General features: G+C 64.0%; 23 protein-coding genes. 12 read left to right on the top strand and 11 right to left on the bottom strand.

Going from position 1 to position 24,167, the window contains the following annotated elements; all coding sequences use genetic code 11:
* Positions 1-25 precede the first annotated feature (25 nt).
* Positions 26-949 (bottom strand): LysR substrate-binding domain-containing protein, encoded by a 924-nt coding sequence (locus U5809_RS15595; RefSeq protein ID WP_322087165.1) that lies wholly within the window; start codon positions 947-949, stop codon positions 26-28.
* A gap of 117 nt (positions 950-1,066) precedes the next feature.
* Between U5809_RS15595 and U5809_RS15590 the strand changes: the two genes are divergently transcribed.
* Positions 1,067-2,152 carry a tartrate dehydrogenase gene (locus U5809_RS15590; protein WP_322087164.1) on the top strand — a complete coding sequence of 362 codons (1,086 nt, stop codon included), beginning with the start codon at positions 1,067-1,069 and terminating at the stop codon, positions 2,150-2,152.
* A gap of 408 nt (positions 2,153-2,560) precedes the next feature.
* On the opposite strand, the gene U5809_RS15585 is transcribed toward U5809_RS15590, so the two are convergent.
* Positions 2,561-3,040, bottom strand: a complete 480-nt coding sequence (locus tag U5809_RS15585; RefSeq protein ID WP_027781811.1) for a DUF1348 family protein — start codon at positions 3,038-3,040, stop codon at positions 2,561-2,563.
* Between the two features lie 63 nt (positions 3,041-3,103).
* Positions 3,104-3,709 carry a TetR/AcrR family transcriptional regulator gene (locus U5809_RS15580; RefSeq protein ID WP_322087163.1) on the bottom strand — a complete coding sequence of 202 codons (606 nt, stop codon included), beginning with the start codon at positions 3,707-3,709 and terminating at the stop codon, positions 3,104-3,106.
* A 169-nt stretch (positions 3,710-3,878) separates the two neighbouring features.
* Here U5809_RS15580 and U5809_RS15575 point away from each other — a divergent pair, with 169 nt between their 5' ends.
* Positions 3,879-4,517 (top strand): GNAT family N-acetyltransferase, encoded by a 639-nt coding sequence (locus U5809_RS15575; RefSeq protein WP_322087162.1) that lies wholly within the window; start codon positions 3,879-3,881, stop codon positions 4,515-4,517.
* The gene (locus U5809_RS15570) at positions 4,514-4,930 is read left to right on the top strand and encodes a hypothetical protein (RefSeq protein ID WP_322087161.1); all 417 of its coding nucleotides are present in this window, start codon (positions 4,514-4,516) and stop codon (positions 4,928-4,930) included. Before U5809_RS15575 ends, U5809_RS15570 begins: the two co-directional genes overlap by 4 nt.
* A 395-nt stretch (positions 4,931-5,325) precedes the next feature.
* Here U5809_RS15570 and tdh read toward each other — a convergent pair whose 3' ends face one another.
* Together tdh and U5809_RS15560 are read right to left on the bottom strand one after the other, a co-directional pair.
* The gene (gene tdh / locus U5809_RS15565; protein WP_176047845.1) at positions 5,326-6,354 is read right to left on the bottom strand and encodes an L-threonine 3-dehydrogenase; all 1,029 of its coding nucleotides are present in this window, start codon (positions 6,352-6,354) and stop codon (positions 5,326-5,328) included.
* Positions 6,355-6,367: 13 nt separating this feature from the next.
* Positions 6,368-7,567 carry a glycine C-acetyltransferase gene (locus U5809_RS15560; protein WP_322087160.1) on the bottom strand — a complete coding sequence of 400 codons (1,200 nt, stop codon included), beginning with the start codon at positions 7,565-7,567 and terminating at the stop codon, positions 6,368-6,370.
* 161 nt (positions 7,568-7,728) lie between these two features.
* Between U5809_RS15560 and U5809_RS15555 the strand changes: the two genes are divergently transcribed.
* The 3 genes from U5809_RS15555 (at position 7,729) to U5809_RS15545 (ending at position 9,981) form a co-directional block, all read left to right on the top strand.
* Positions 7,729-8,340 carry a helix-turn-helix domain-containing protein gene (locus U5809_RS15555; RefSeq protein ID WP_193102032.1) on the top strand — a complete coding sequence of 204 codons (612 nt, stop codon included), beginning with the start codon at positions 7,729-7,731 and terminating at the stop codon, positions 8,338-8,340.
* A 141-nt stretch (positions 8,341-8,481) separates the two neighbouring features.
* On the top strand, positions 8,482-8,859 hold the full coding sequence (locus U5809_RS15550; RefSeq protein ID WP_322087159.1) for a DUF2471 family protein: 378 nt from the start codon (positions 8,482-8,484) through the stop codon (positions 8,857-8,859).
* A gap of 102 nt (positions 8,860-8,961) precedes the next feature.
* Positions 8,962-9,981: a tyrosine-type recombinase/integrase gene (locus U5809_RS15545; protein ID WP_322087158.1), complete on the top strand. Its 1,020-nt coding sequence runs from the start codon at positions 8,962-8,964 to the stop codon at positions 9,979-9,981.
* A gap of 136 nt (positions 9,982-10,117) precedes the next feature.
* On the opposite strand, the gene U5809_RS15540 is transcribed toward U5809_RS15545, so the two are convergent.
* Positions 10,118-11,299 carry a DNA-binding protein gene (locus U5809_RS15540; RefSeq protein WP_322087157.1) on the bottom strand — a complete coding sequence of 394 codons (1,182 nt, stop codon included), beginning with the start codon at positions 11,297-11,299 and terminating at the stop codon, positions 10,118-10,120.
* Between the two features lie 1,822 nt (positions 11,300-13,121).
* Between U5809_RS15540 and U5809_RS15535 the strand changes: the two genes are divergently transcribed.
* On the top strand, positions 13,122-14,489 hold the full coding sequence (locus U5809_RS15535; protein ID WP_176047839.1) for a replication initiation protein: 1,368 nt from the start codon (positions 13,122-13,124) through the stop codon (positions 14,487-14,489).
* An 80-nt stretch (positions 14,490-14,569) separates the two neighbouring features.
* On the opposite strand, the gene U5809_RS15530 is transcribed toward U5809_RS15535, so the two are convergent.
* Together U5809_RS15530 and parA are read right to left on the bottom strand one after the other, a co-directional pair.
* Positions 14,570-15,631 carry a ParB/RepB/Spo0J family partition protein gene (locus U5809_RS15530; RefSeq protein WP_282508163.1) on the bottom strand — a complete coding sequence of 354 codons (1,062 nt, stop codon included), beginning with the start codon at positions 15,629-15,631 and terminating at the stop codon, positions 14,570-14,572.
* A 23-nt stretch (positions 15,632-15,654) separates the two neighbouring features.
* Positions 15,655-16,317, bottom strand: coding sequence for a ParA family partition ATPase (gene parA, locus U5809_RS15525; protein WP_059238301.1), 663 nt, complete (start codon positions 16,315-16,317; stop codon positions 15,655-15,657).
* Between the two features lie 959 nt (positions 16,318-17,276).
* Between parA and arsC the strand changes: the two genes are divergently transcribed.
* The gene (arsC, locus tag U5809_RS15520; RefSeq protein WP_322087156.1) at positions 17,277-17,636 is read left to right on the top strand and encodes an arsenate reductase (glutaredoxin); all 360 of its coding nucleotides are present in this window, start codon (positions 17,277-17,279) and stop codon (positions 17,634-17,636) included.
* 124 nt (positions 17,637-17,760) lie between these two features.
* On the opposite strand, the gene U5809_RS15515 is transcribed toward arsC, so the two are convergent.
* Positions 17,761-17,976 (bottom strand): zf-HC2 domain-containing protein, encoded by a 216-nt coding sequence (locus tag U5809_RS15515; protein WP_176047836.1) that lies wholly within the window; start codon positions 17,974-17,976, stop codon positions 17,761-17,763.
* Entirely contained in the window at positions 17,954-18,553 is a 600-nt protein-coding gene (locus U5809_RS15510; RefSeq protein ID WP_322087155.1) for an RNA polymerase factor sigma-70, read from the bottom strand. The genes U5809_RS15515 and U5809_RS15510 overlap by 23 nt, the downstream gene beginning before the upstream one ends.
* A 367-nt stretch (positions 18,554-18,920) precedes the next feature.
* On the opposite strand from U5809_RS15510, the gene U5809_RS15505 reads away from it, so the two are divergent.
* Positions 18,921-19,475, top strand: a complete 555-nt coding sequence (locus U5809_RS15505; protein WP_282508167.1) for an NADPH-dependent FMN reductase — start codon at positions 18,921-18,923, stop codon at positions 19,473-19,475.
* Positions 19,476-19,520: 45 nt separating this feature from the next.
* Here U5809_RS15505 and U5809_RS15500 read toward each other — a convergent pair whose 3' ends face one another.
* A complete protein-coding gene (locus U5809_RS15500) occupies positions 19,521-21,770 on the bottom strand; it encodes a hybrid sensor histidine kinase/response regulator (protein ID WP_322087154.1) in 2,250 nt (749 codons plus the stop codon).
* 468 nt (positions 21,771-22,238) lie between these two features.
* Here U5809_RS15500 and U5809_RS15495 point away from each other — a divergent pair, with 468 nt between their 5' ends.
* Genes U5809_RS15495 through U5809_RS15485 form a run of 3 tightly spaced genes read left to right on the top strand, consistent with a single transcriptional unit; the run spans position 22,239 to position 24,161 of the window.
* A complete protein-coding gene (locus tag U5809_RS15495) occupies positions 22,239-22,607 on the top strand; it encodes a response regulator (protein ID WP_034187557.1) in 369 nt (122 codons plus the stop codon).
* On the top strand, positions 22,600-23,226 hold the full coding sequence (locus tag U5809_RS15490) for a chemotaxis protein CheC (protein WP_322087153.1): 627 nt from the start codon (positions 22,600-22,602) through the stop codon (positions 23,224-23,226). Before U5809_RS15495 ends, U5809_RS15490 begins: the two co-directional genes overlap by 8 nt.
* Entirely contained in the window at positions 23,223-24,161 is a 939-nt protein-coding gene (locus U5809_RS15485; RefSeq protein WP_322087152.1) for a diguanylate cyclase, read from the top strand. The genes U5809_RS15490 and U5809_RS15485 overlap by 4 nt, the downstream gene beginning before the upstream one ends.
* Positions 24,162-24,167: the final 6 nt, after the last annotated feature.

Below are 24,167 nucleotides of genomic sequence, written 5' to 3'. Positions count from 1 at the left end.
CGTAAAAGCTCACCTTTAGACGATTTCAGGCCGTATCGTCACCTGCCGCTGCATTCAGGCCGGCCAGCGTCTCCACCAGAAAATCCACGCACACGCGCACCTTCGCCGACGCTGCGACGCGTTCCGGATACACAGCCCAGATGTTCGCGGGCTGGATCGCGTCCGGCAGCACGCGGCACAGTTCGCCGCGCTCGATCAGCGGCGCGGCCTCCCAGATCGACCGCAATACGATCCCGCGTCCCGCCAGCGCCCACTGCACGGCCACCTCGCCATGATTCGTCGACAGCGCGCCGCCGACCTTCACCGTGACCGTCTCGCCGCGCACGTTCAATCGCCATACACCGAACGGATGGTCGCGCTCCTTGATTGCAAGACAATCGTGCGATGTGAGATCCGCGAGCGAGCGCGGCGTGCCGCGTCGTGCGAGATAGTCGGGCGACGCGCACAGCACGCGATGATTCGCGGCGAGGCGGCGCGCGATCAGGTGATCGGCGATCTCGTCGCCGATCCGCACGTCGAGGTCGTAGCCCTCTCCCGCGACATCGACGAGCCGGTCGAACAGATCGAGCCGCACGTTCAGTTGCGGATAGCGCGCGCTGAAGTCGAGCAGCGCCGGCGCAACGACATGCCGGCCGAAGCCGAAGCTGCTCGAGATGCGCAGCGTGCCGCGCGGCACCGTGCGGGTAGTCGACACGTCCTCGACGAGATGATCGACGTCGTCGAGAATCTTCTCGGCGCGCGCGAATACGCGTTCGCCTGCTTCGGTCGCGCTCACGCGACGCGTCGAGCGATGCAGCAGGCGCGTACCGAGCTGCGCCTCGAGCAATGCGATGCGCTTGCTGACGTACGCAGGCGACACCGCGAGCTGCTCGGCGGCCGCGCTGAAGCTCGCCAGGCGGACAACCAGGCTGAACACGCGCAGGTCGTCGAGATTCGGGGATTTATTCACGATTCGTGGAAAGTCGATTAACCTTTCGAGCGATTTTAATCCGGATGGAAATAAATAGAATGACGTGACGGCCGGCTGCCTCCCTCGGCAGCCGACCAACCAGCCAAGGAGATTTGCATGACCGACAAGACCTACAGGATTGCCGTGATCCCCGGCGACGGCATCGGCCGCGAAGTGATGCCCGAGGGCCTGCGCGCGCTCGCCGCCGTCACCGCGCGCTTCGGCATCCGCTTCGACTTCGTCGAGATCGACTGGGCGAGCTGCGACTACTATGCGCAGCACGGCAAGATGATGCCGGACGACTGGAAGGCGCAGTTGTCGGGCATGGACGCGATCCTGTTCGGCGCGGTCGGCTGGCCCGCGACGGTGCCCGATCACATCTCGCTGTGGGGCTCGCTGCTGAAATTCCGCCGCGAATTCGACCAGTACATCAACCTGCGGCCCGCGCGCCTGTTCGACGGCGTGCCGTCGCCGCTCGCCGGCCGCCGCGCGGGCGACATCGATTTCATGATCGTGCGCGAGAACACCGAGGGCGAATATTCGTCGGTCGGCGGCACGATGTTCGAAGGCACCGATCGCGAAGTCGTGATGCAGCAGTCGATCTTCACGCGGCACGGCACCGAGCGCGTGCTGAAATTCGCGTTCGAGCTCGCGCAACGGCGCGCGAAGCGCCTCACCGTCGCGACGAAGAGCAACGGCATCGCGATCAGCATGCCGTGGTGGGATGCGCGCGCGGCCGAAATGGCCGAACGCTATCCGGAGATCGCCGTCGACAAGCAGCACATCGACATCCTGTGCGCGCGCTTCGTGCTGCAGCCTGACCGCTTCGACGTCGTCGTCGCGTCGAACCTGTTCGGCGACATCCTGTCGGATCTCGGGCCGGCCTGTACGGGCACGATCGGCATCGCGCCGTCGGCGAACCTGAACCCCGACCGCACGTTCCCGTCGCTGTTCGAACCCGTGCATGGGTCGGCACCCGACATCGCGGGGCAATACATCGCGAACCCGGTCGCGATGATCTGGTCGGCGGCGATGATGCTCGACTTCCTCGGCAACGGCACGGGCCGCGAACGTGAAGCGCACGACGTGATCGTCGCCGCGATCGAGGACGTGCTGCGCACGGGGCCGCATACGCGCGATCTCGGCGGTAATGCAGGCACGCAGGAAGTGGGCGAGGCGATCGCCGCGCGGATCGCGGGCTGAGGGCCGAGGATCGAAGGTCGCGCCCGGCGCCCGTGCCGGGCGACACTTCACGAATCCGTCTGCGGTGAGCAACACGCGATGCGTTTGCGCACGCGTGCAGATTCTTCGGAAGCGTGCGAGCTGATGTCGATCCGATCGGTGAGTGGCACGTCACGCTCACTCACACCGATCGTCAATGCTTCACCGATGCGATCGGTGAGATGCATCACGCGGCAACGCACACCGCTCGCTATGCGTCGACGTGTCTGCTTCACCCGTGCAATCACGCGTCGACCTGTTCGGAACACACGGTTCGACGCGACATTTCACCTCCTCCCGAAAAATCTCACCTTAGCGTTGCGACTCCCGAATTTCCTCACCATTGAACCTCGGTGATGCGTTCGCCGCTCCGCTGAATCGACGTGAACCTCACAGCCCGAGGTCGGACAGCCCCGGATGATCGTCCGGACGACGACCGAGCGGCCAGTGATAAAGACGGTCCGCCTCGCGAATCGGCAGATCATTGATGCTCGCGTGACGATGCGCCATCAGGCCGTTTTCGTCGAACTCCCAGTTCTCGTTACCGTACGAACGAAACCAGTTGCCCGCGTCGTCATGCCATTCGTACGCAAAGCGCACCGCGATGCGATTGCCGCCGAACGCCCACAGCTCCTTGATCAGCCGGTAGTCGAGCTCGCGCGTCCATTTCCGCTGCAGCAGCCCGACGATCTCGTCGCGGCCCGTGACGAACTCGGCACGATTGCGCCATCGGCTTTGCGGCGTATAGGCGAGCGACACGCGTTGCGGGTCGCGCGTGTTCCATGCGTCCTCGGCAGCGCGCACCTTCTGGCGCGCCGTTTCAAGCGTGAAGGGCGGAACGGGTGGGCGAACTTCGGGGGAAGCGGACATGGGTTGCTCCTGTTCAGGTTCTGGCTGCGAACGAACGCAGCCGGTTCGGATTCGCTGCACCGGCTACCGGGACACGGCATCGAGCAGCAGTTCGGCCGTCGCGCGCGCATCGCGCGCGGCGTTTGCATCGCCACTGACGAGCGCCACGCCGATCGCGCCGTCGATCAGCACGAGCCACTGGCGCGCGATGCGGGCAAGCCCGCGGCGCTCGAGGCCGGCTTCGTCGGCATACGCATCGAAACACTCGCGCACGAATGCCAGCAGCCGTGCCTTGTGCTCGCGCGCGACGACCCGCACGGGATCGTCGGCGTCGGGGATCTCGCCCGATGCGTTCAGGAACGCGCAGCCATGAAAACCAGGCTGCCCGAACCAGTCGCGCAACACGTCGAACATGCCGAGCAGCTGTGCGCGCGGCGCCTTGCCGCACGCCAGCGTGGCGTCGACGAACCAGCGCATCCAGCGTGCGTCGCGACGTTCGAGCGCGGCGACCACCAGCGCCTCTTTCGATTCGAAATGCGAATAAAAGCTCTTTCGTGCCGCGCCGGATCGCTTGACGATCGCATCGACACCCGTTGCGTGGATGCCGCCCGAGTAGATCAGCGCTTCGGCCGCGTCGAGCAGCCGGTCGCGAACGCCCGGTTCGCCGGAGGAGTCGTGAGGTGTGTTCATGGGTTTACGGTAGAACGATCGTTCTCCATCGTCAATACCCATGTGAAAAAGCCCCATCGACGGGAGGGCTGAAGCGCGGCCTGGCGGCGCGCGTTTACGACATTTTTTCTTGAAGCCGATTCGGGACGCTCACTACACTTCGGTCACCCTGTCTGGGCACAAGGACATCATGCAGCGACCGGAATCCGCGCGCCCCGTGCGCGCCTATGCGGCTTATGCGAAGCGGCTCGACGGCCGCGTCGTCGTGCGGCGCTTCGACCCGTGCAGCGATTCGTACGACGCCCTGACCGCGCTGCTGCATCGCGCGTTCGCCCCGCTCGGCGCACTGGGCTTCAATTGCCCGAGCGTCGATCAATCGGCGTCGGCGACGCGTGAACGCATGCTCACCGGCGAGTGCTTCGTCGCGCTCGGCAACGCGCATCTGGTCGCGACGATGACGATGCTGTCGCACGATCCCGATTCCCGCTGCGATCCGTATCGCAGCCGGTGCGTCGCGACGCTCGGCCAGCTGGCCGTCGACCCGGTCTGGCAGGATCGCGGCATCGGCCGCTCACTGCTCGCGTTTGCGCAACATCGTGCCGCCGCGCGCGGCGCGACGCACCTCGCGCTCGACGCGCCGCATGCGGCGGTCCGGCTCGTCGATTTCTATCGCCGCGAAGGATTTCAGCCGGTCGACGTGATGCGTTTTCCGGGGCACAACTACGACAGCGTGATCCTGTGCAAAGCCGTCAGCATCGCGAACGACCGCATGCGTGCGTGCGGCACGACGCAGATCGAGGTCGCGCGGCAAGCCGGTGCGGTGTCATGAAACACGAGGTGCCGAAGCGCGAGGACGGCGAGGATCGCGCACAGCTCGACGCCCGGCAGGCACGTGTGTGTGCGGCGCTTCGACTGCGCGGTGTGATGAAGCTGACGATCGTCACGATCGCGGTTGCGCAGGCGCTGGCGTTCGCGTTCGAAGGCCTGCTGGGCGCCGCCGGTTTCGCGCCGGACGCCGCGACGGTGCTGCTGTTCCGCTTCGTGACATGCGCGCTCGTCAGCTTCTGGCTGCAAGCGGATGCGTTACGCGCGTATCAATTCGCGGCGCAGCACGGGTTCGTCACGGTTCCCGGCGCGCATGGCGATCCGGTCGACGTTGCGCCGCAATGCCCGAAACGCTGGCTCGTCGTGTTGAATCTTCAGCTCGAACCGCGATGGGTGAAGGGTGAACGGAACAAGTAGCAATCCGCGCACCGTTGGACGCCATGCACAATGCGTATGAGTGAGTCGCAACGCGGTTCGCAGGCTCACGGTTGATGTCGCGATTCAATTCGGTGTCGCGTGCGGTGCGTCGCGAACGATCGCCCGGCCGGCGAAGCAGGGAAGCGTATGGGAAGGGGGAGAGCAGGCACCGAACGGCGTGAAGGGGCAAAGCGAAGCGGAAGCTGACAGGTGAAGCGAACGTGCGATTGCAAGTCACCGATGTGTGATCGCGGCGTGATTCACGCATGCGAACACAGCTCCCGAATAATCTCACCTCAAGCGTCGAATCACGCGCATCGATGTTGACGATGCGCGTGCAAACGAAAGCGGGGCAGGCGGCAAACGCGCCGCACTGCCCCGTCTGGACACTCGACTCAGGCCGTCCAGTCGAGAATCACCTTGCCGCTTTCGCCCGACAGCATCGCGGCGAAGCCTTGCTCGAAATCGTCGGCCGCGAAGCGATGCGTGATGATCGGCGACAGGTCGAGGCCGCTCTGCAGCATCGCGACCATCTTGTACCAGGTCTCGAACATCTCGCGACCGTAGATGCCCTTGATCTCGAGCCCCTTGAAGATCACCTGGTTCCAGTCGATCGCCGTCTGCGCGGGCGGGATGCCGAGCAGCGCGACCTTGCCGCCGTGGTTCATCGCCTCGAGCATGCTCGTGAACGCGCTCGGCACGCCCGACATCTCGAGACCGACGTCGAAACCTTCGGTCATGTGCAGGTCGGCCATCACATCGCGCAGCGATTCGCGTGCGACGTTGACCGCACGCGTCGCACCCATCTTGCGCGCGAGCTCGAGCCGGTAGTCGTTGATGTCGGTGATCACGACGTTGCGCGCGCCGACGTGCTTCGCGATCGCGACGGCCATGATGCCGATCGGGCCCGCGCCGGTGATCAGCACGTCTTCGCCGACGAGATTGAACGACAGCGCCGTGTGCGTCGCGTTGCCGAACGGATCGAAGATCGACGCGAGATCGTCGGAAATCTCCGGCGGAATCTTGAACGCGTTGAACGCCGGAATCGCCAGATACTCGGCGAACGCGCCTTCGCGGTTCACGCCGACGCCGACCGTGTTGCGGCACAGATGCCGGCGCCCCGCTCGGCAGTTGCGACAGAAACCGCACGTGATGTGGCCTTCGCCGGACACGCGATCGCCGATCGCGAAGCCGCGCACTTCCTGCCCCATCTCGACGATCTCGCCGACGTATTCGTGACCGACGTGCATCGGCACGGGAATCGTCTTCTGCGCCCAGTCGTCCCACTTCCAGATATGGATGTCGGTGCCGCAGATCGCCGTACGGCGGATCTTGATCAGCACGTCGTTGTGGCCGACTTCCGGACGCTTCACGCGCGTGAGCGTGAGTCCGGGGCCGCGTTCGAGCTTTGCCAGTGCTTTCATGATCGAGCCTCCGTCAGATGATGCCGAGCGACTTGCCGACGCGCACGAACGCGGCGACCGTCTGGTCGATCTGCTCGGGCGTATGCGCGGCGCTCATCTGCGTACGGATGCGCGCGCGGCCACGCGGCACGACCGGGAACGAAAAGCCGATCACGTAGACGCCTTCGCCGAGCAGCTTGTCGGCCATGTTCGTCGCGAGCTGCGCGTCGCCGAGCATCACCGGGATGATCGGATGCGCGCCGGGCACGAGCGTGAAACCGGCTTCGGTCATCTGCTGGCGGAAACGCGCGCCGTTCTCGCGCACGCGCTCGCGCAGCTTCGCGCCTTCGTCGCTGCCGAGCAGTTCCAGCACCTTCAGCGAGGCCGCGGCAATGCTCGGCGTGAGCGTGTTCGAGAAGAGATACGGGCGCGAGCGCTGGCGCAGCAGCTCGATGACTTCGCGACGCGCGGCGACATAGCCGCCCGATGCACCACCGAGCGCCTTGCCGAGCGTGCCCGTGATGATGTCGACGCGGCCTTCGACGCCGCAGTGCTCGGGCGTGCCGCGGCCGTGCGTGCCGATGAAGCCGACCGCGTGCGAATCGTCGACCATCACGACCGCACCGTAGCGATCGGCGAGATCGCAGATGCCTTTCAGGTCGGCGATGATGCCGTCCATCGAGAACACGCCGTCGGTCGCGATCAGCTTGTGGCGCGCGCCCGCCGCATCGGCTTCCTTGAGCTTCGCCTCGAGGTCGGCCAGATCGTTGTTCTTGTAGCGGAAGCGCTTCGCCTTGCAGAGGCGAACGCCGTCGATGATGCTCGCGTGGTTCAGCTCGTCGCTGATGATCGCGTCGTTCTCGTCGAGCAGCGTCTCGAACAGCCCGCCGTTCGCGTCGAAGCAGCTCGAATAGAGGATGCTGTCCTCGGTGCCGAGAAACGCGGCCAGCGCGCTCTCCAGCTGCTTGTGGACGGTTTGCGTGCCGCAGATGAAACGGACCGATGCCATGCCGAAGCCGTCCTGGTCGAGGCCGGCCTTCGCCGCGTCGATCAGGCGCGGATCGTTCGCCAGACCCAGATAGTTGTTCGCGCAGAAATTGAGCACGCCGGCACCGCCGGCGAGCCGCACTGCAGCCGCCTGGGGACTCGCGATCTCGCGCTCGGTCTTGTAAAAACCGTCCGCGCGGATCTGGTCGAGCGTCCCGCGCACCTGGGCGAGAAAGGCATCACGCATCGCAAAGCTCCTGACAGGGTTTCGCATTCCGCAACGCGCCACTCGTGGCGGCGGCGCAACGGCCTGCTACTGTTATAGTCGGTCGTTCGGTTGACCGCATTTATCCGATATTCCGAACTAGAATTCGAAATATCGAACAACTCTAAGCGAACGGAATCCAAATGGCAAGTTCCTCCGGGTCGCGGCGCACGCCTGCCAGCGCCGCACCGCAGCCGCCGGCCGTCACGCCGCCGCGTGTCGGCGAGCAGATCCAGCGGCTGCGCAACGAGCGCAAGCTGACGCTCGACGACCTGTCGCGCGCGGCCGGCGTATCGAAATCGATGCTCTCCGAGATCGAACGCGACAAGGCCAACCCGACGATCGCCGTCGCGTGGCGCCTGACGAATGCGCTCGGCATCACGCTCGACGAATTGTTCTCTCAGCCGAAGGCGCCCGAGACGATCCGGGTGGACGGCCCGCACGACATCCCCACGCTCGCCGGCCATGACGGCCGGTACCAGTTGCGCGTATGGGGCCCGATCGACCTCGCCGGCAAGTTCGAGTGGTACGAGCTGACGCTACCGGGCGGTGGCGCACTGGTATCGAACGCACACGAACCCGGCACGCGCGAGCACCTCACCGTGCTGCAAGGCGCGATGGAAATCGAGGCTGCGGCAGCGAGCCGTCGCCTGAAGGTGGGCGACACCGCACGCTACCCCGCCGACGAGCCTCACGCGATCCGCAACCCCGGCAAGGCCGAGGCGCGGGCATTGCTGATCGTGATCCATCGCTGACGGCGCGGATAGTCGGCCAAACAGTCAATCGCAGGCCAGTTGCGGAAAACACTGTATGTTTGTACAGTATACGGACATTCCGCCATGCACGGGCCGGAGCCGGCGCACCGAGGCGCCCGCCCCGGTCGACAGGAGCCTGCAATGACAGAAGAACAAGATTTGGCCGCGCTCAGCTTCAAGGCTGCCGCGCACGATCTCGAGTTGATCGTCCGGCATATCGCCGGGCGCTATATCCACCAGCGCGTGCCGCTGACGTGGCGCCTGCTGCACGCAATCGAGGCCGAGGCGCTCGCCGACCTCGGCTTTGCCAGCCGGCACGAAGCCGGCATGCGTCAACTGTTCGAACGGCCGTCGGACATGACCTTTCCCGAAACGGACGATCCGATCGACTTCGGGCGCTCGAACGCGCTGCCCGCCGTCTTTTCGTTCGCGGTGCTCGCGTATGAAGCTGCGGCCACGTCGCACGACGCGGCGCCTCGCGAGCGCGCTCACCGTCAGTCCAAGGCCTGGGGCGACTGAGGGTCAAGCCCCGGCTGCAGCGCACGGCGGCCGGTCCAGTCTCTTGCTGCCCGACAGGTTGCGGAAAGGGCTACCATATACGCAACTAACGGAATAAACACCATGTCCCTTCCCGCCTCTCCCGACACCGCTGCACGCCCGGAAGAAAAGGATCTGTTCGACCGCGGCGCATCCGACTGGATAGTCTCGCCCGAAGCCGCGTTCGACGCCTGGCTTGCAATGCAGGACTATCGCCGGTCGTCGGCCGACGTCTATCGCGCGCAGTGGGGCGCTTTTCTCACCTGGATGCGTGCGCACCAGAAGAATCTGGCAACGGTCGACACGGCCACCATCGCAAACTTCGTCGGCGAGTTGTCGATCCGGAAAACGCAGCGCATGCGCTACCTGCGACTGATCGAGCGCGTGCTCGATCACATCCGGCGCACCGAATACGCATCGACCAACCCGGCCCGTTTCATTGCTCAGGATGGCGAAGCGAACTGGCGCAAGGCACGCGACAACGAGCCGACCGGTTTCCTCACGCCGGCCGAGCGCGCGACCTTGCTCGCCTATCTGTTTTCGCCGATCGGCGTATCGGGCTCCGCTTACTGGAAAGAGCGGCGCGACCGCGCGCTCGTCGCTGCGTTTCTCGGTGCCGGCATCAAGACCGGCGAAGCGCGTGCACTCACGATTAGTTGCATCAATACGAGCGCCACGTCGCTGCAGATCGAGTCGACGCATCCGGATTACGCGCGCGAAACCCATCTGGCCTCGTTTGCGATCGCGCTGCTCGAAGCATGGCTGACCGAGCGCAAGCGCCAGGAGATTCCGGGAGAACTCGTGTTCCCCGCATCGCATGCCGGACGGCCGATGCACAAGGCGACGATGCTGCGCGCGATCGACGCGATCGTCGAATCGGCCGGGCTCACGTCATCGCGCACCGCGCGTGCCAGCCCGCAAACGCTGCGCAATACCTACGCGGCCGAGCTGTTCGAGCACGATGTCCCGCCCGAGCGCGTCGGCAAATGGCTGGGCTTCATGCGTCCGATCTCGTCGAACCGCCTGCATCGCGCGTGGAAAAACTGGCGCGACGGTTTGGCCGACCACAACGGTGACGCAACCGGCATCGACGAAACTCACTGATCGGGAAACGGCTGCTCACGCACATGATCCGTGAGCAGCCTTGCGTGGCGCAGCCTCACCGTTTCACAGCTCCCGAAAAACCTCACCTCAAGCGTCCCGGATCGTCTCACCTGTGCAGGTGCTGTCGATCTTCGGGTCAGGAATGCGCAAAGCGCGCGACGGCTTCGAACCGGGACGGCCATGTGCCCGAAGCGTGTTCACATTCCGGGCACGCCACTTCAAACCCCTCTTCACCGTGTGACAGCTCCGGCTCCCCGTCGCAATGCGGGCACTGGGTGGGCACCGGAATGTCGTGATCCAGCGCGGTGCCAATCGCGGAAAACGCTTCCGCATCCAGTTGCCCGGCATCGGCCAGGCGCCGGATCAGCGCGGAGACTTCAGGATTCATCCCTTGGCTCGCGCGGAGCGAGCTTACGTCGCGTGTCGCGCGTTCCAGCTCTTCGCCCTGGGTGCGCAACTGTTCTTCGAGCCGATCCGCGCGCGCCTTGGCCGAACTCAATTGCTGCAGGAAATCGAACTCCTTGCGCTGAACGTCCCGCAAACCGCTCTGGTAGGTCGATGCCATGCTGCGCAACGAGTCCAGCTCGACCAGCATCGGTTTGACGCGACGCTCGGCTTCGGCCACGGCGTCCTTGATTTGCTGCGCATAGTGCTCGGTGCGCTGCTGCAATTCGGCTTGCAACGCATCGATCCGGTCGCGCAGCGTTGCGTTTTGCGCCTGCTCGGTGTCGATGCGGGCCGCTGCCGCGGCCAGTTCTTTCTCCAATCGGCCGACTGTGGTGAGTAACGTCGCTTCGCTTGCCGAACCGTGCGTCGATTGCGACGCGAGTTGAACCTCGAGTTCGGTCACTCTGGCCTGCAACTGCTCGTTTCGGGTTTCGCCGCGGGCGAGCGCCCCTTCGAGCGTCTCCTGGCGGACAGTTGCGTCGCGCAACCGCCGTTCTGCGTCGGCCACGCCGGCGCGAACCTGTTCGCGATCGCCGTCGAGACTGTCGCGGGCTGCTTTTAGCGCTTCTTCATAGAGCGCCCCGAGCAATGCACCGGCTTTTTCCTCGACGGCCTTCGGAATGGCTGCACCGTCGAGCCGGATCTTGGACGCGGAACGGATGCGTTCCCAGAAATGGTCGATGTCTTTCGGAATGTCGCTGGCGCTGCCGGTCTGGGTGAGATCGCGGACGTTGGCGGCCGATGGCCGGATGCCGAGATCGAAGAACAAACGCTTGCATGCGTGCAGCGACAATTCCTGACGGCGCGCACCGCTGGCACGTAGCGATTCCAGTTCGTCTCGAATGACTTGGCGTATTTCGTCCAGGGTCATGACAGTGCTCACAGACATTGAAGTGTGGCAATCATAACGAAATACGTATTTATTGATACTTATTTTGTGCAGGCGTGGTGAATTTACGTCGCTTCGCACAGAAATCGGATCTGTGAGCCGATCTGGTCGACCGTGCTCAAGGATTCCGTGAAACAAAGCGAAGAAGATCAGCCAAGTCCTTGTTGCACAAGCATTTTCCTGCAGACCCCGAATTTCGGCATTTGTTTCACATGACAGCGGATCCGATTGCCTGTGGGTGTTCAGGGGTTGGGGTGTCTGTGGAAAACTCGTCAGCCGATGTCTTGAGAGTATTAGAAGTAAACACCCTTGAACCCTTAGTTAAAAACGTTAACGCCACGGCACAGCCTTATGCAACAAGGCTTTCCGGCCGACAAGGTGAAGTTTTACGGGAGCCAAGGTGATCTTATGCGGGAGCTGAAGTGATGGGGTTCGGGGAGCAGCGTGAGCCGTTGCAGGAAAGATCGTGAGCGGATTCGGGATCACAGTGAAACACGAGATTTCCCAAAGGTGAGGGTTTTCGGGGCCGCACAGCCACAGAACCCGCGCCGTGCCTGTCTGCACAGTTTTCTGCCTGTGCAGACACAGGTGAGCGTTTGCAGGACCTTCTTTGCGCCCCGATTCTGCCCATCTTTTGGGCAGTTTTGGCGAAAGGTGAGGTTTCACGGGACTCCGCGGGATTTTGCTGTGAGGATTTCCGGGAAGCGAACGCCATTTTGCACAGCAAAAGTGCGCTCAGGGGCCTGTGATGCCCTAAAGGTGAGGCTTTTCGGGAGGGAAATCCGGGTTTTCCTGGCCTGATCCCGCTAAGGTGAGCTTTTTCGGGGCATGGATCACAGGCTGTGCGCGCAGTCACAGGTGAGTCTTTTCGGGAATGGAATTTGCTCGAAAAATGGTCACAGGTGAGGCTTTTCGGGACCTGTGAGCGGCAGGATTCGTCGAAAAGCCCGCCAGGACTGGAAGAAATCTCGTTTTTGCTGTGCCGCTTTTTGGCACAGGTGAGATTTTTCGGGGGCTGACATACCGGTGTCGTATGAAGGATTCCCGTCGAAAGGTGAGATTTTTCGGGGGATATCCGTGGTGCACAGCCAAATGCCTTCTGAGCATAAGTATCGGAACGCATTGAGGTTTTTGATACTGTGGCGGTTACGGTGAGGTTTTTCGGGAGCTACTTCCGTGCCCGTTGCGGCACAGCATTTTTTCGGAAAGGTGAGCGTTTTCGGGAGGCTTCGCCAGCCAATCCCGCGCGTGCCGGGCATTCGTCGGCATCCGGACGAAAGAACACGCTGTGCTCAAGGTGAGTATTTTCGGGACCTGATCCTGTTGGTGCGCTGTACAATGCGCGCCCGGGCCTGCAAATCGGGTTCGATTCGGCCGTGCGGGCCGGTTTCGGCGATGTCTTTTCGAACGCCGGACCCGATCTCGATCCCCTCGCGAGCCGCGCCTGTACATGCATACAGGCCGCCGTGGGGCGATCGAGGGCGCACAGCAACGGACAATCGCAAGCCTGTGCCGAATGCACAGCCGGGCAGTCGCAAAATTACGACAAATTGAAAGGTGAGCCGATACGGGAGCGAATTCCGCACGTGTCGCGCACAGGTGAAATTCTGTGAATCCGCGCATCCCGCGGCACGTCTGGAAGAGTCCGGAACGCTGCAATGGCGGACCGGTGAGGGTTTTCGGGAGTGGTTGGGGTGAGCGCCGTTTTACACGCGCGCTTCACCGGCTATGGTGAGCAAGTCGTTCTGGACGCACATCACCGCAGGCGCTATCCTTCCGGGAAACTTCACCTCCGACCCGACGTATGGCCACGACGAAGCGCGCCAAGAAAACCGATGTGGATGTGGTGAGTGCCAGTTCAGCCGAATTGCGCAAGGCCGTCGAGGCGATTGCCATTCAGCCGAAAAGCGGCAAGATCACGCTCCTCACTCGCAAGCTGTTCAATGTCCTGCTGGCCGTCGCGCAGCAGGCCGACGACTCGGGCGACACCTATCGCGCGCTGCTGTCGGACATCGTCGCCAACTCCGCTTTCGACTCGAACGACACCGCGCTGGTGAAGGAACACCTGCGCCGCATGGTGTCGGTGCAGGTCGAATGGAGCACGGGGACGTCGAGCCAGAAGCCTGGCCGCAAGTGGGGGATCTCGACGCTGATCGCCGACGCGGAAATCCTCGAGGATCCGACGACCCGTCGCGTGTGGGTCGAATTCTCGTTCGCACCGAAGATCAAGAAGAAGCTGCTCGACCCGGTCCAGTATGCGCGCCTGAGCCTGCAGTTCCAGAGCCAGCTGCGCAGCAGCGCCGGTCTCGCGCTGTACGAGATCTGCGTGCGCTACCTGACGAACCCGAGCCACCTGACGATGCGCGAACCGTGGGAATGGTGGCGGCCGATCCTGTCGGGTACGCCCGATACGGAAGCCGGCGACGAGGCAAAGCGCGAGTACAAGTACTTCAAGCGCGACTACCTGCGTCCCGCGATCGCGGAAGTCAACGCGGTCACCAACATCTTCGTCGAGCTGATCGAGCACCGCGAAGGGCGCCGGGTGGCCGAGATCCAGTTCCGCGTGACCGAACGCAAGCAGCCGATGCTCGCGCTCGACGAACACCCGAACGTATTCGACAGCACGCTGGTCGACCGGATGGTCAAGCTGGGGATCCCGCTGAAGGAAGCGCAGACGCTCTATGCCGACAGCGAGGAGAACCGGATTCGCGCCGCACTGCAGATGACCGAACAGCGGTTGCGCAGCACGACGCTGCCGCCGGTGCGCAGCGCGCCGGCGTTGTTCAAGGATGCGCTGAAGAAGGGCTATGCGCCGCCGGTCGAGTCGGTCGACGCGCTGCCTGCCGGCACGCCGTCTGCGAAGGTCGCAGCGGCCCAGCCGGACGATCTGAAGGCACGTCTGATGAGCGAGTTCGCGGCGTTCCGCCGCAAGGAAGCGAAGGTGCTGTACGAAGAGCAGGGCGACGCGGAGCGCGAAGTGGCGCGCGAGTCGTTCGAATCGGAGGCGCTGCCGACGATGGGCTCGCATCTGCGCGACGACTGGCGCAAGCGCGGCCTCGATTCCAAGCTGGCCGAGACGGCCTTTTTCGACTGGCTGGCCCAGAAGACCTGGGGCGAGCCGACGGACGGCGACCTGCTGTCGTTCACGCTGAATCAGTCGCGGGCCGCCTGAGGCCCGCTGACGGGCCGCCGCCGGCCTCGCCCTGAGCCGGCGGGCCCGGCGTCCTCACCGGGCCCTCCTGGCCGTTTCCATCACTCCGACAACAGCATCCGCTCGAGCTGCTCGAGGATCGCGTCGCGCTTGTCCTTCGGGAGACCGCGCAGGCGCAATTCGATGCGATCTTCGCCATACGACTTCAGGTCGCCCACCGATTTACCGCCGAGCTTGATCTCGAGACGCTGCGCATAGCGCTGACGGCCCGCGACCTTCGGCGTCTCCTGCGCCGCGACGCGGCCCTTGACGATATCCGACACCTGGCGCGTGCTGAGATCGTCCGACACGATCTTGTTGATCAGCCGCAGCGTCGCCTCGGTACCGCGCGCGTTGTGATAGCGGCCGACTTGATACGCCATGTTCGAGCCGAAGCGGTCGGGACGCACGACCATCTCCTGCATGATCGGCTCCGGCAGCTTGCCGATCGACAGCGCGACGGCCACTGTCGACTCGTCGAGGCCGAGGTGCTCGGAGAGCTCCTTCTGGCTCTGGAAATGCTTGTCGTCGAGGAAGCGGCGCCACACGACGGCGTTGTCGAACACCGTCTGCGTATCGCGCTGGACGTTGAGATCGTAGCCGAGCTTGTAGCTCTGGATGCCGATCGGCACATCGATCACGATCGCCTTGACCGACTCCTTGTTCGCTTCCTTCAGCGCCCGCACGCGACGACCGCCGTCGCTGACGAAATACGTGCCCGGGTTGTCGTAATCCGGAATCACGTGGATGGCCTGCTGCTGCCCCTGCTTCGCGAGGTTGACCGCGAGTTCGGCAATCGACGACTTCAGATAGAAGTGCCGCGGGTTGAACGGGCTATGCTTGATTGCCTTCAACGACAGCTCGATCACCTGGCCCGGTGCGTAGCGATTCTCGAGGCGCCACGCGCGATATTGCGGCGACTCGTCGATCGACGGATCGATCGTGAGCTCCGGAGCAGGCGGCGGCGCGATGTCTTTCTTTGCGGATTTGGTCGGCGTAGGCGTGGGCGTCTCGGACTTGACGATACCGTCGATCGCGTTGAGCCGATCAAGCGCGGTGCGCTTCTCGCTCGTCGTGATATCCGGGCGCGCTTGGAATCCTTTGGCAAATTGGGAGGGTTTCATGTGACTCCTTTGTGCGCATAAAGTCAGGGCAGCATGGCGACGATTTCGTCGGCACATGCACGAATTTCGGCCGCGGCCAGCTTGCCACCGCGATCGTTCATCTGCAGTACGGTCTGACCGAGCGCCATCGCCTGCTTGTACGCTTCCCGGGTCGGGATCTGCGTTTTCAGCAACGGGAAGCCGAGCTCCTCGAGCGCACGCTTCAGCTCGCGGGTCAGCATGCGCTTCTCTTCGGTCTTGTTCAGCAGGAAGACCGCGCGGAGATCTTCGTTCATGACCTGAGCCTGCTGGATCAGCTTGACCAGCCCGACGCTCGACCAGTAATCGGCCGGCGACGACGAAGTCGGGATCACGGCAATCGATGCGGCGAGCAGGACGACGCCTGAGACTTTCTCGGTGATCGACGGCGGGCAGTCCACGACGATGATGTCGTAGTCGTTGATGAACTTCTTGATCTCGCGATGGATCTGGCCGTCGGCTTCGGCAAGGTTGACGACCGGAAACGGGATGCCGTTTTCGCTGTCGCCGGAAGCGCTCGACCAGTGAACCAGCGTGTTTTGACGGTCTGCGTCGATGACGAGGACGCGCTTCCCTTTTTCATGGAACGCGGCGCCGAGGTGCATGGCAATCGTGCTTTTGCCGACGCCACCTTTTTGTTGAGTGACTGCAATGATTTCCGCGGCCAATTTTCACTCCTGTTTTGATCGTTGGAATTCTACAGGACGATATTTGGATTTCAATGAAATTGTCGTTCAACAACTACGCATTAGCCATTCGGCTATCGGTTTATGCGCATAAACGAGCGGGGGGAGATTGATGGCTCGATTGGATCGCGTGGCGGATGCTTGGCGATGTCGATGGGCGACATCGTTGGATGTTGAATCGCGGGCAGGGTCGTATGAGTGACGTCGTTCTGCGATATCCCGGATGCACTGCCCTTTCGTTGGATGGGGCTTGTCTGAGTACCGGTGGTTTGTGCGCATAAACTCGGCCGAGGTCGAGCGATCAACCTCGTGGAGAAATGGCCGTGCATTGATGAGCGAGGGGTGTGATCGTCGAGCGCCGACCAAGCATGCCGCTTCGGCGCGTGTCGTTGAACCCGAATGCATCGACGTGAGGCTCGGTCCGGGAGCGATGTTTATGCGCATAAACCGGTGACGCACGATGGTGAGCAACGATGGGCCTCGAGAGGCCCCGCCTGAATCCGATGCGCGACGATGCCGTGGCGAGGCCGCATGTCGAGATAGCGGTCCCTCGGTGCCGTGGTGTATCGACATGCGATCAAGCGCCAAATCGCGACGCCCCTCCCTCCGACGATCGCAGGCTTTATGCGCATAAATCAATCCACTCGCGCTGTCTCCCGCACCACTCGCTCAGCGCTGAGGCAGTCACGATGCGTTGGCTCGCAGAGACATAGCTCTCGTCACGCAATAGCGCACCGCCCGGCTTTATGCGCATAAACACATCCACTCTTTGAAGCGCGCGCCCCGGAAAGCGCTCCCCTTTCGCGACTCCCGGCCATGATGTGCCGTCTCATCGGCTGCCTCGGCGATACACCGAACCCACACCCGACTTCCCCCCAGCCACCCGTCAGAACCCCGCGCACAGACTGGCTACAATACAGGGCTCTACCATCCAGGCCTGAATGATGATCACGATCTACCACAACCCCCGATGCTCGAAGTCGCGCGAGACGCTTGCGTTGGTCGAATCGCTGAATACCACCGGCGCACCGCTGAACGTCGTCGAGTACCTGAAGACGCCGCCGACGGTCGAGGAACTGGAAACGCTGCATCGGCAGCTCGCTCGCCCGGTGCGCGACATGCTGCGTGACGGCGAGGAGCCGTACAAGGCGCTGAATCTTGCCCGCGCGGATCTGACCGACGCCGAGGCCTATGCCGCGATTGCCGCGCATCCGATTCTGCTGCAGCGGCCCATCGTCGTGTATCGCGGCAAGGCGGCGATTGGCCGGCCGCCCGAATCGGTGAAAGCGTTGTTCGAATAATTCTTGGTCAGCGTATTTTTCTTATTGCCTCGGCCCGACGTACGCGCCGGCATTCGACGCCGACGCGATCGCCGGGCAATCCGCCGCCCGCGACGCGAACGATAGCGGCGACACGAACCGTATCCTAGCGTTCGCCGGACGATGTACCGTCATCGTCCGGCTCCTGCCCCGCCGCCGCTTTCGCGGCCGTCCGCAACAGCGAAATCTGCCCGCGATAGGCTCTGCATCCGCTGCAGGTCGGCAGATGAATGCGCACCTGCAGTCGTTCGTGCAGCGTCAGATGCCGGTCGAGCGCATCCGACAGCAGTCGCGTGATGTCAGTACATTTCCCCGGCAGCATCTTCGGTCGTCAGTCCTTTTTCACTCAGGCAGGTTCGCAGGCGCGTGCGCGCCCGATACAGCAGCACGCTGCAATGATTCGTCGTCATCGTCAATTCGCTGCAGATGTCCGCAATCTCGACATCGAGAAATTCGCGCATCATGAACACGCGCCCGATCTGTTCCGGAAGGTGGTCGAGGCAGACCTGGAACAGCGTCCAGAACTGCTGCTGCTGCAACAGCGTCTCGGGCTTCGGCCACGGTCGCGGCTTCGCATGCGCGGCCCAGTGCCCGTTCTCCTTGAACAGTTCCCGATCGAGCACCGATTCGCCGTCGAGTTCGGCGTCGAGCGCGGACAGGTTGACTGTCCGCTGCCGCGCGCGCAGCACGTCGATCAACTTGTTGCGCAGGATGCCGAACACCCACGTCTTGTGGGCCGACAGCCCGGCGAAATCGCCCGCGTGCGACCACGCGGCGGCGAGTGCTTCCTGCACGGCGTCTTCGGCCGCGTCAGCATCGCGGAGCTGGAGTCGCGCGAAGCGCAGCAGGTCGCGCCGCAGTTGCGCGAGATAAACGGGATCGTCGTAGGCGGACGGCATGTCTGGGTTGCAGTGTTTCGAAACGATCGCGCTTGCGCCACCGGGCGCGCGCATCGCGGTGCGAGCAGCTTACTGGGCCCGCCGCCGGCCTGCAACGCATGTTCCGTCACGATTTCACGAAACCGGCCAGCGTGCTGCGCTATGCTTGCCGAACCCCGGCCTGCGCGTCGACGGCGTCGCGCGGTGGGCAATCTGTAACGTCAGAACATAACGGTCGAGTTATCCACAATTTCTGTGGAAAACCTTGTGGAAAGTCGGCCGGTCGGCCCCGTGGGACGGCTCGCGGGCTGGCTTGCCTATAAACAGACCTTTATTGCCCGTTCGGAAGCAATTGATCCGATTCTTCACTCACCGGAAGGAGAATGCCATGTCCTATCGTATTGCGGTCGTCGTCGGCAGCCTGCGCCGCACATCGACGAACCGTGCGCTCGCGCACGCCGTGATTTCGCTCGCCCCCGCCGATTTTTCGTTCGAGTTCGTCGAGATCGGCGAGCTGCCGCTGTACAGCCAGGACTACGACGCGGATTTCCCGGAAGTCGCGAAGCGCTTCAAGCAGTCGATCGAAGCCGCCGATGCGCTGCTGTTCGTCACGCCCGAATACAACCGGTCGATTCCCGGCGTGCTGAAGAATGCGCTCGACTGGGGTTCGCGCCCGTGGGGTTCCAACTCGTGGTCGGGCAAGCCGGGTGCGGTCCTCGGCACGTCGCCGGGCGCCGTGGGCACCGCGCTCGCGCAGCAGCACCTGCGCAACGTGCTCGCCTACCTCGACGTGAAGACGCTCGCTCAACCCGAGATGTTCATCAAGCACGATCCGGCACGCATCGACGATCAAGGCCAGATCGTCAGCGAAGACACCCGCAAGTTCCTGCAGGGCTTTGTCGATCGCTATGCGAGCTGGGTGCGCCTGCTGAAGTCGGCCTGAGCGCCACACCCGTTCAGCCGTCGGCGCCGGCCCGCACGCAGCGGGTCAAGCGCCGGCGTGCCGCGCGTCGCGCGCTTCGCGGATGCCCAGCAGGATTTCGTCGAGCAGCGCGATGTCGAACGGCTTCGACAGCACGCGGACGTTGACGGTGCGCGTGCGGTCGAGTTCCTCCGCATAACCCGTGACGAGAATCACGGGCAGCTTCCCCGGCCGCTTGTCGATCGCTTCCGCGAGGTCGATGCCGTTCAGACGGCCCGGCATGTGGATATCCGAAATCACGAGGTCGAACGCATCGTTCGCGGCCGCGCCCTCGATCAGGTGCAACGCGTCGTCGGCGGTAGGCGCATACGTCACGCGGTGGCCGAGCAGCGACAGCAGCGCCTCCGTGCCGGCCGCGACTTCGCTGTTGTCCTCGACGAGCAGCACGTGCAGGCCCGCGAGTGCGCCGGTGCCTGCTTCGTGCGCGACGGCCGGCGGCCGCGCGACGACGTCTTCGGCGCGTGCGCGCGGCAGATAGAGGCGCACCGACGTGCCGGCCCCGACCGCGCTGTCGATCGTTGCCAGGCCGCCCGAGCGCTCGCAGAACGCGAACACCTGCGGCAGGCCGAGCCCCGTCCCCATCCCCTGCGCCTTCGTCGTGAACAGCGGTTCGAAGGCACGCGCGAGCACGTCGGGCGCCATGCCGGAACCCGTATCGTCGAGCGAGATCTGCACGAAATCGCCGGTCAGCGGGAAGCCGTCCTCGCGGCGCAGCGTCACGTTGCGCGCGCCGACCGTGAAGCGGCCGCCGGCCGCCATCGCGTCGCGCGCGTTGACCGCGAGGTTGATCACCGCGAGTTCGAGCTCCGCGACGTCGACGCGGATCGGCCAGACGCCGGGCTCGATCGCGACGACCAGCGACGACTTCGAGCCGAGCGACGTCTTCAGCAGTTCGCGGCATGTGCCGACCCATTGCCCGACGTCGATCGTCTCGTTGTGCAGCGGCTGCTTGCGCGCGACGCCGAGGAGCTGGCGCGTGAGCGACTGCCCGTTCTTCAGCGCGCGTTCGATCGCGCCGAGTTCCTTGTCGAGATGCTGGACACCGCGCCGCCGTGCGATCTGCACGTTGCTCGAGATGATCATCAGCAGGTTGTTGAAGTCGTGCGCGACGCTGCCGACGAGATTGCCGAGCGCCTGCATCTTGCGCGACTGCCGGTACGCCGACTCGATCGAACGCCGCATCGATGCTTCGGCCTGCCAGCGATCCCACGCCTCCTCTTCCGCCTTCAACCGCTTGAGCGACAGCCAGATCACCGACCACAGTGCGATCGACGGCGCGAACATCGAGATGAACAGCACGCTCAGGTGTTCGTACCATTCATGCCAGATCGCCGACGTGCGGTACGCGCACGTCACGTACACGGGATAGCTGCCGACCTGGCGGTACGCGACGATCTCGCTGCTCGCGCCGTCGTGGCGCACGCGCACGACGCCAGCGCGCGGATCGTTGCGCGCGTTGCCGAACGTGACCGAGCGATCGGTGTGCGCGAGCGACGGCGGCGGCGGATACGACGCGATCACCGCGCCGTCCGAGCGCGCGAGCGCCATCGTCATCGGCGTGCTCGCGCCGCCGAGGAGGTCGCGATAGAACGCATTGAAATACGACGACTTCAGCGCGATCGACACCATCCCGGCGAACGAACCGTCGCTATGACGGCGCGCGACGCCCGTGTTGAACACCGGAATGTTTTCGAGCTTGAGCGGCCCCATCATCAGCCGCGAGATGTGTTCGATGACCTTGCCGTCGCGGATGCCCGCGAAGTCGTCGCGGTTTGCGATCGACGCATACGGCGCCGGGTAGTAGAGGCTGTTGGCGAGCAGCATCCCGCTCGCGCCGAAGATCGACACCGCGGCCACCTGCGGATAGCCGCCGCCGATGGTGTTCAGCGCTTCATGGATGTCGGATTCCTTGGTGCGCACGGTGGCGTCGTCCATGTCCTGCACGAGGTCGACGATGCGCGCATCGAGCGTCTCGCTCAGGTCGAACACCTTGAGCGCATGCTCCTCGGCAACCCGCACCGTACGCATCGTCACGTCGCTCGCGGCGGCCTCGCGCGTATTCAGGTCGTTGTACGCCATCACCACCACGTAGATGCACGGCAGCACGATCGCCGCGACGAGCAGCACGATCAGCGTCACGCGGCGCACCGCGAAATCGTGTTCGGGGGCGCCGGACGCGTAGCTGCCGTCGTCCTGCCAGTCGTCGGCGGGCGGGGAGGCGGGAGCGTGGGAGTCGGCAGGCCGGTCGGACGTCATCGAAGAAGCGGGTGAAGCGGAGGTGCCTGCCATCATAAACGAGTTGCGACGACCGGCCGCGCAGCCCGCGGCGACACGATCCTGTCGGTTCCGACAGGGGGAAACTGTCAGATTGAAAACGCGACGAATCCGGCAGCGCAAACGTACACAAGGAAAAATTTTGCGTGCTTATCTCGAAAATGATCGCGGCTATTTTCGGAATGGCGTGCGATCGGACCGATTCTGTTCGAAATGGTGAAAATGGCGAGTTGCATCGCCTCCGGTTTACTCCGAGAATCGCGCCTTGCTTTCCCTATGACAGATATATGCGCCCGCCGGCGATCGCCGCGCGGGCGTCGCGCGCACCTGCGTCGCGACGTCCGCGCACGGCCGCAAGGCGGTTGCCCGCGCCCGAACGCATGGCCCCTAAAGAAGTGCGCCGCGCGGTCGTTAACGCGAGAGAGACCATTCCGTATACCGCATCGCCCCATGCCTTTGCCGATTGTAATTGCCGACGATTCGCTGCTCGCTCGCAAACTTCTGACAAAGGCGCTGCCGGGAGACTGGGACGTTGAAGTCGCGTATGCAGCGAATGGTCGCGAGGCCTTGGCGCTCTATCGTGACGGCAAAGCTTCCGTGATGTTTCTGGACCTGACGATGCCCGACATGAGCGGATATCAGGTCCTGGAAACACTGCGCCACGAAGATCTGAATACGTTCGTGATCGTGGTATCCGCCGATATCCAGCCGCAGGCGCAAGCACGCGTGCGTGAATTGGGCGCGATCGCATTCGTTGCCAAGCCCGTGACGTCGGAGGCATTGCTGCCCATTCTCAAGGAGTATGGGTTGTATGCCTGACTCGGTGTTCACGGCGGAGCAACGCGACGCGTTGCAGGAGATCGCCAACCTTGCAATGGGCCGCGCCGCCGCGCGGCTTGCGTTGTTGCTCGGGCGCTTCATCGAATTGTCGGTGCCGCGCGTGCGCGTCGTGCAAGCGGCCGACGCGGGCAACGCGCTGCGCGAGATGACGGGCATTCACGACAACGTGACCGCCGTGCGCCAGGGCTTCCGTTCCGACATCAAGGGCGAAGCGATCGTGCTGTGCCGCACGTCGGGCGTCGCGCGGCTCATGTCGGTCGTCGACCGCACGTTCGGCGACGGCGTCTATGGCGGGATGGCGACGCCCGACGAACTCGTGTTCGACGTCGCGAACGTGCTGATGGGCGCGTGCGTCGCATCGATCCTCGACGAGCTCGGCCGCAAGCCCGTGTTTTTCCCGCCGGGGTTGCTCGGTGCGAACGTGTCGTTCGACGAGGTGTTCGAGCCGAACGTGCTCGCGTGGAGCGTCGCGCTGCTGCTCGAAGTGAATTTCGGGCTCGAGGACCACACGTTCCGCGCTCACTTCGTCATGCTGATGGCCGAGGACTCGATCCGGTTGATGGGCGACGCGCTCGACGCGTTGCTGTCCGCGCTATGACGGCCGCCGCCCTGTCGCTGAGCGACCTCGTGATCGAGCGGGTCGGCTTCGGGCTGTTCGTGCTCGACCGCTCGATGACGGTGCTGATGTGGAACCGCTTCATGCAGGATCACAGCGGCGTTCCGGCGGCCGACGTGATCGGCCGCAACCTGTTCGACCGCTTTCCGGACCTGCCGCACGCGTGGCTGTCGCGCAAGCTCGAGAGCGTGTTCCAGCTCGGCAGCTTCGCATTCAGTTCATGGGAGCAGCGCCCCTACCTGTTCCGCTTCGAGCACGACCGGCCGATTACCGGCGGCATCGACTACATGCAGCAGGACTGCACGTTCATGCCGCTCACGCGCGGCCGCGACGTCGAGGCCGTGTGCGTGACGATCTCGGACGTCACGCACGTGAGCGTGATGCAGCGCGAGCGCGAGGAAGCCGTCGCGAAGCTGCGCGAACACGCGAATCGCGACGGGCTGACCGGCATCGCGAACCGGCGCTTCTTCGAGGCGCGGCTCGGCGACGAATTCGCGCGCTGGCAGCGTTACGGCGGCGACATGTCGGTGCTGCTGTTCGATCTCGACCACTTCAAGACGATCAACGACCGCTTCGGCCATGCGGCCGGCGACGCCGTGTTGCGCGAGACGGCGCGCCGCGTCGCGTCGATCGTGCGCGCGCAGGATACGTTCGGCCGCTTCGGCGGCGAGGAATTCGCGCTGCTGCTGCCGTGCACGAATCTCGACGAGGCGATGCTGGTGGCCGACAAGGTGCGCGACGCGATCGGCAGCCTGCCGGTCGATGCCGAGGGCGTCAGCGTGCCGGTGACGGCGAGCGTCGGCGGTGCATGTGCGAAGATGGGCGCGCCGACCAGCGACGTGCTGGTCAACGAAGCCGACGCCGCGCTCTATCGCGCGAAGCGGCTCGGGCGCGATCGTTCGGTGGCCTACGCGTAGACTGCG

The organism is Burkholderia sp. BCC1999 (genome assembly GCF_905339975.1).
Taxonomy (GTDB): domain Bacteria; phylum Pseudomonadota; class Gammaproteobacteria; order Burkholderiales; family Burkholderiaceae; genus Burkholderia.
Note: the sequence above shows the minus strand (reverse complement) of the source record. Positions and strands in the feature narration are given on the sequence as shown.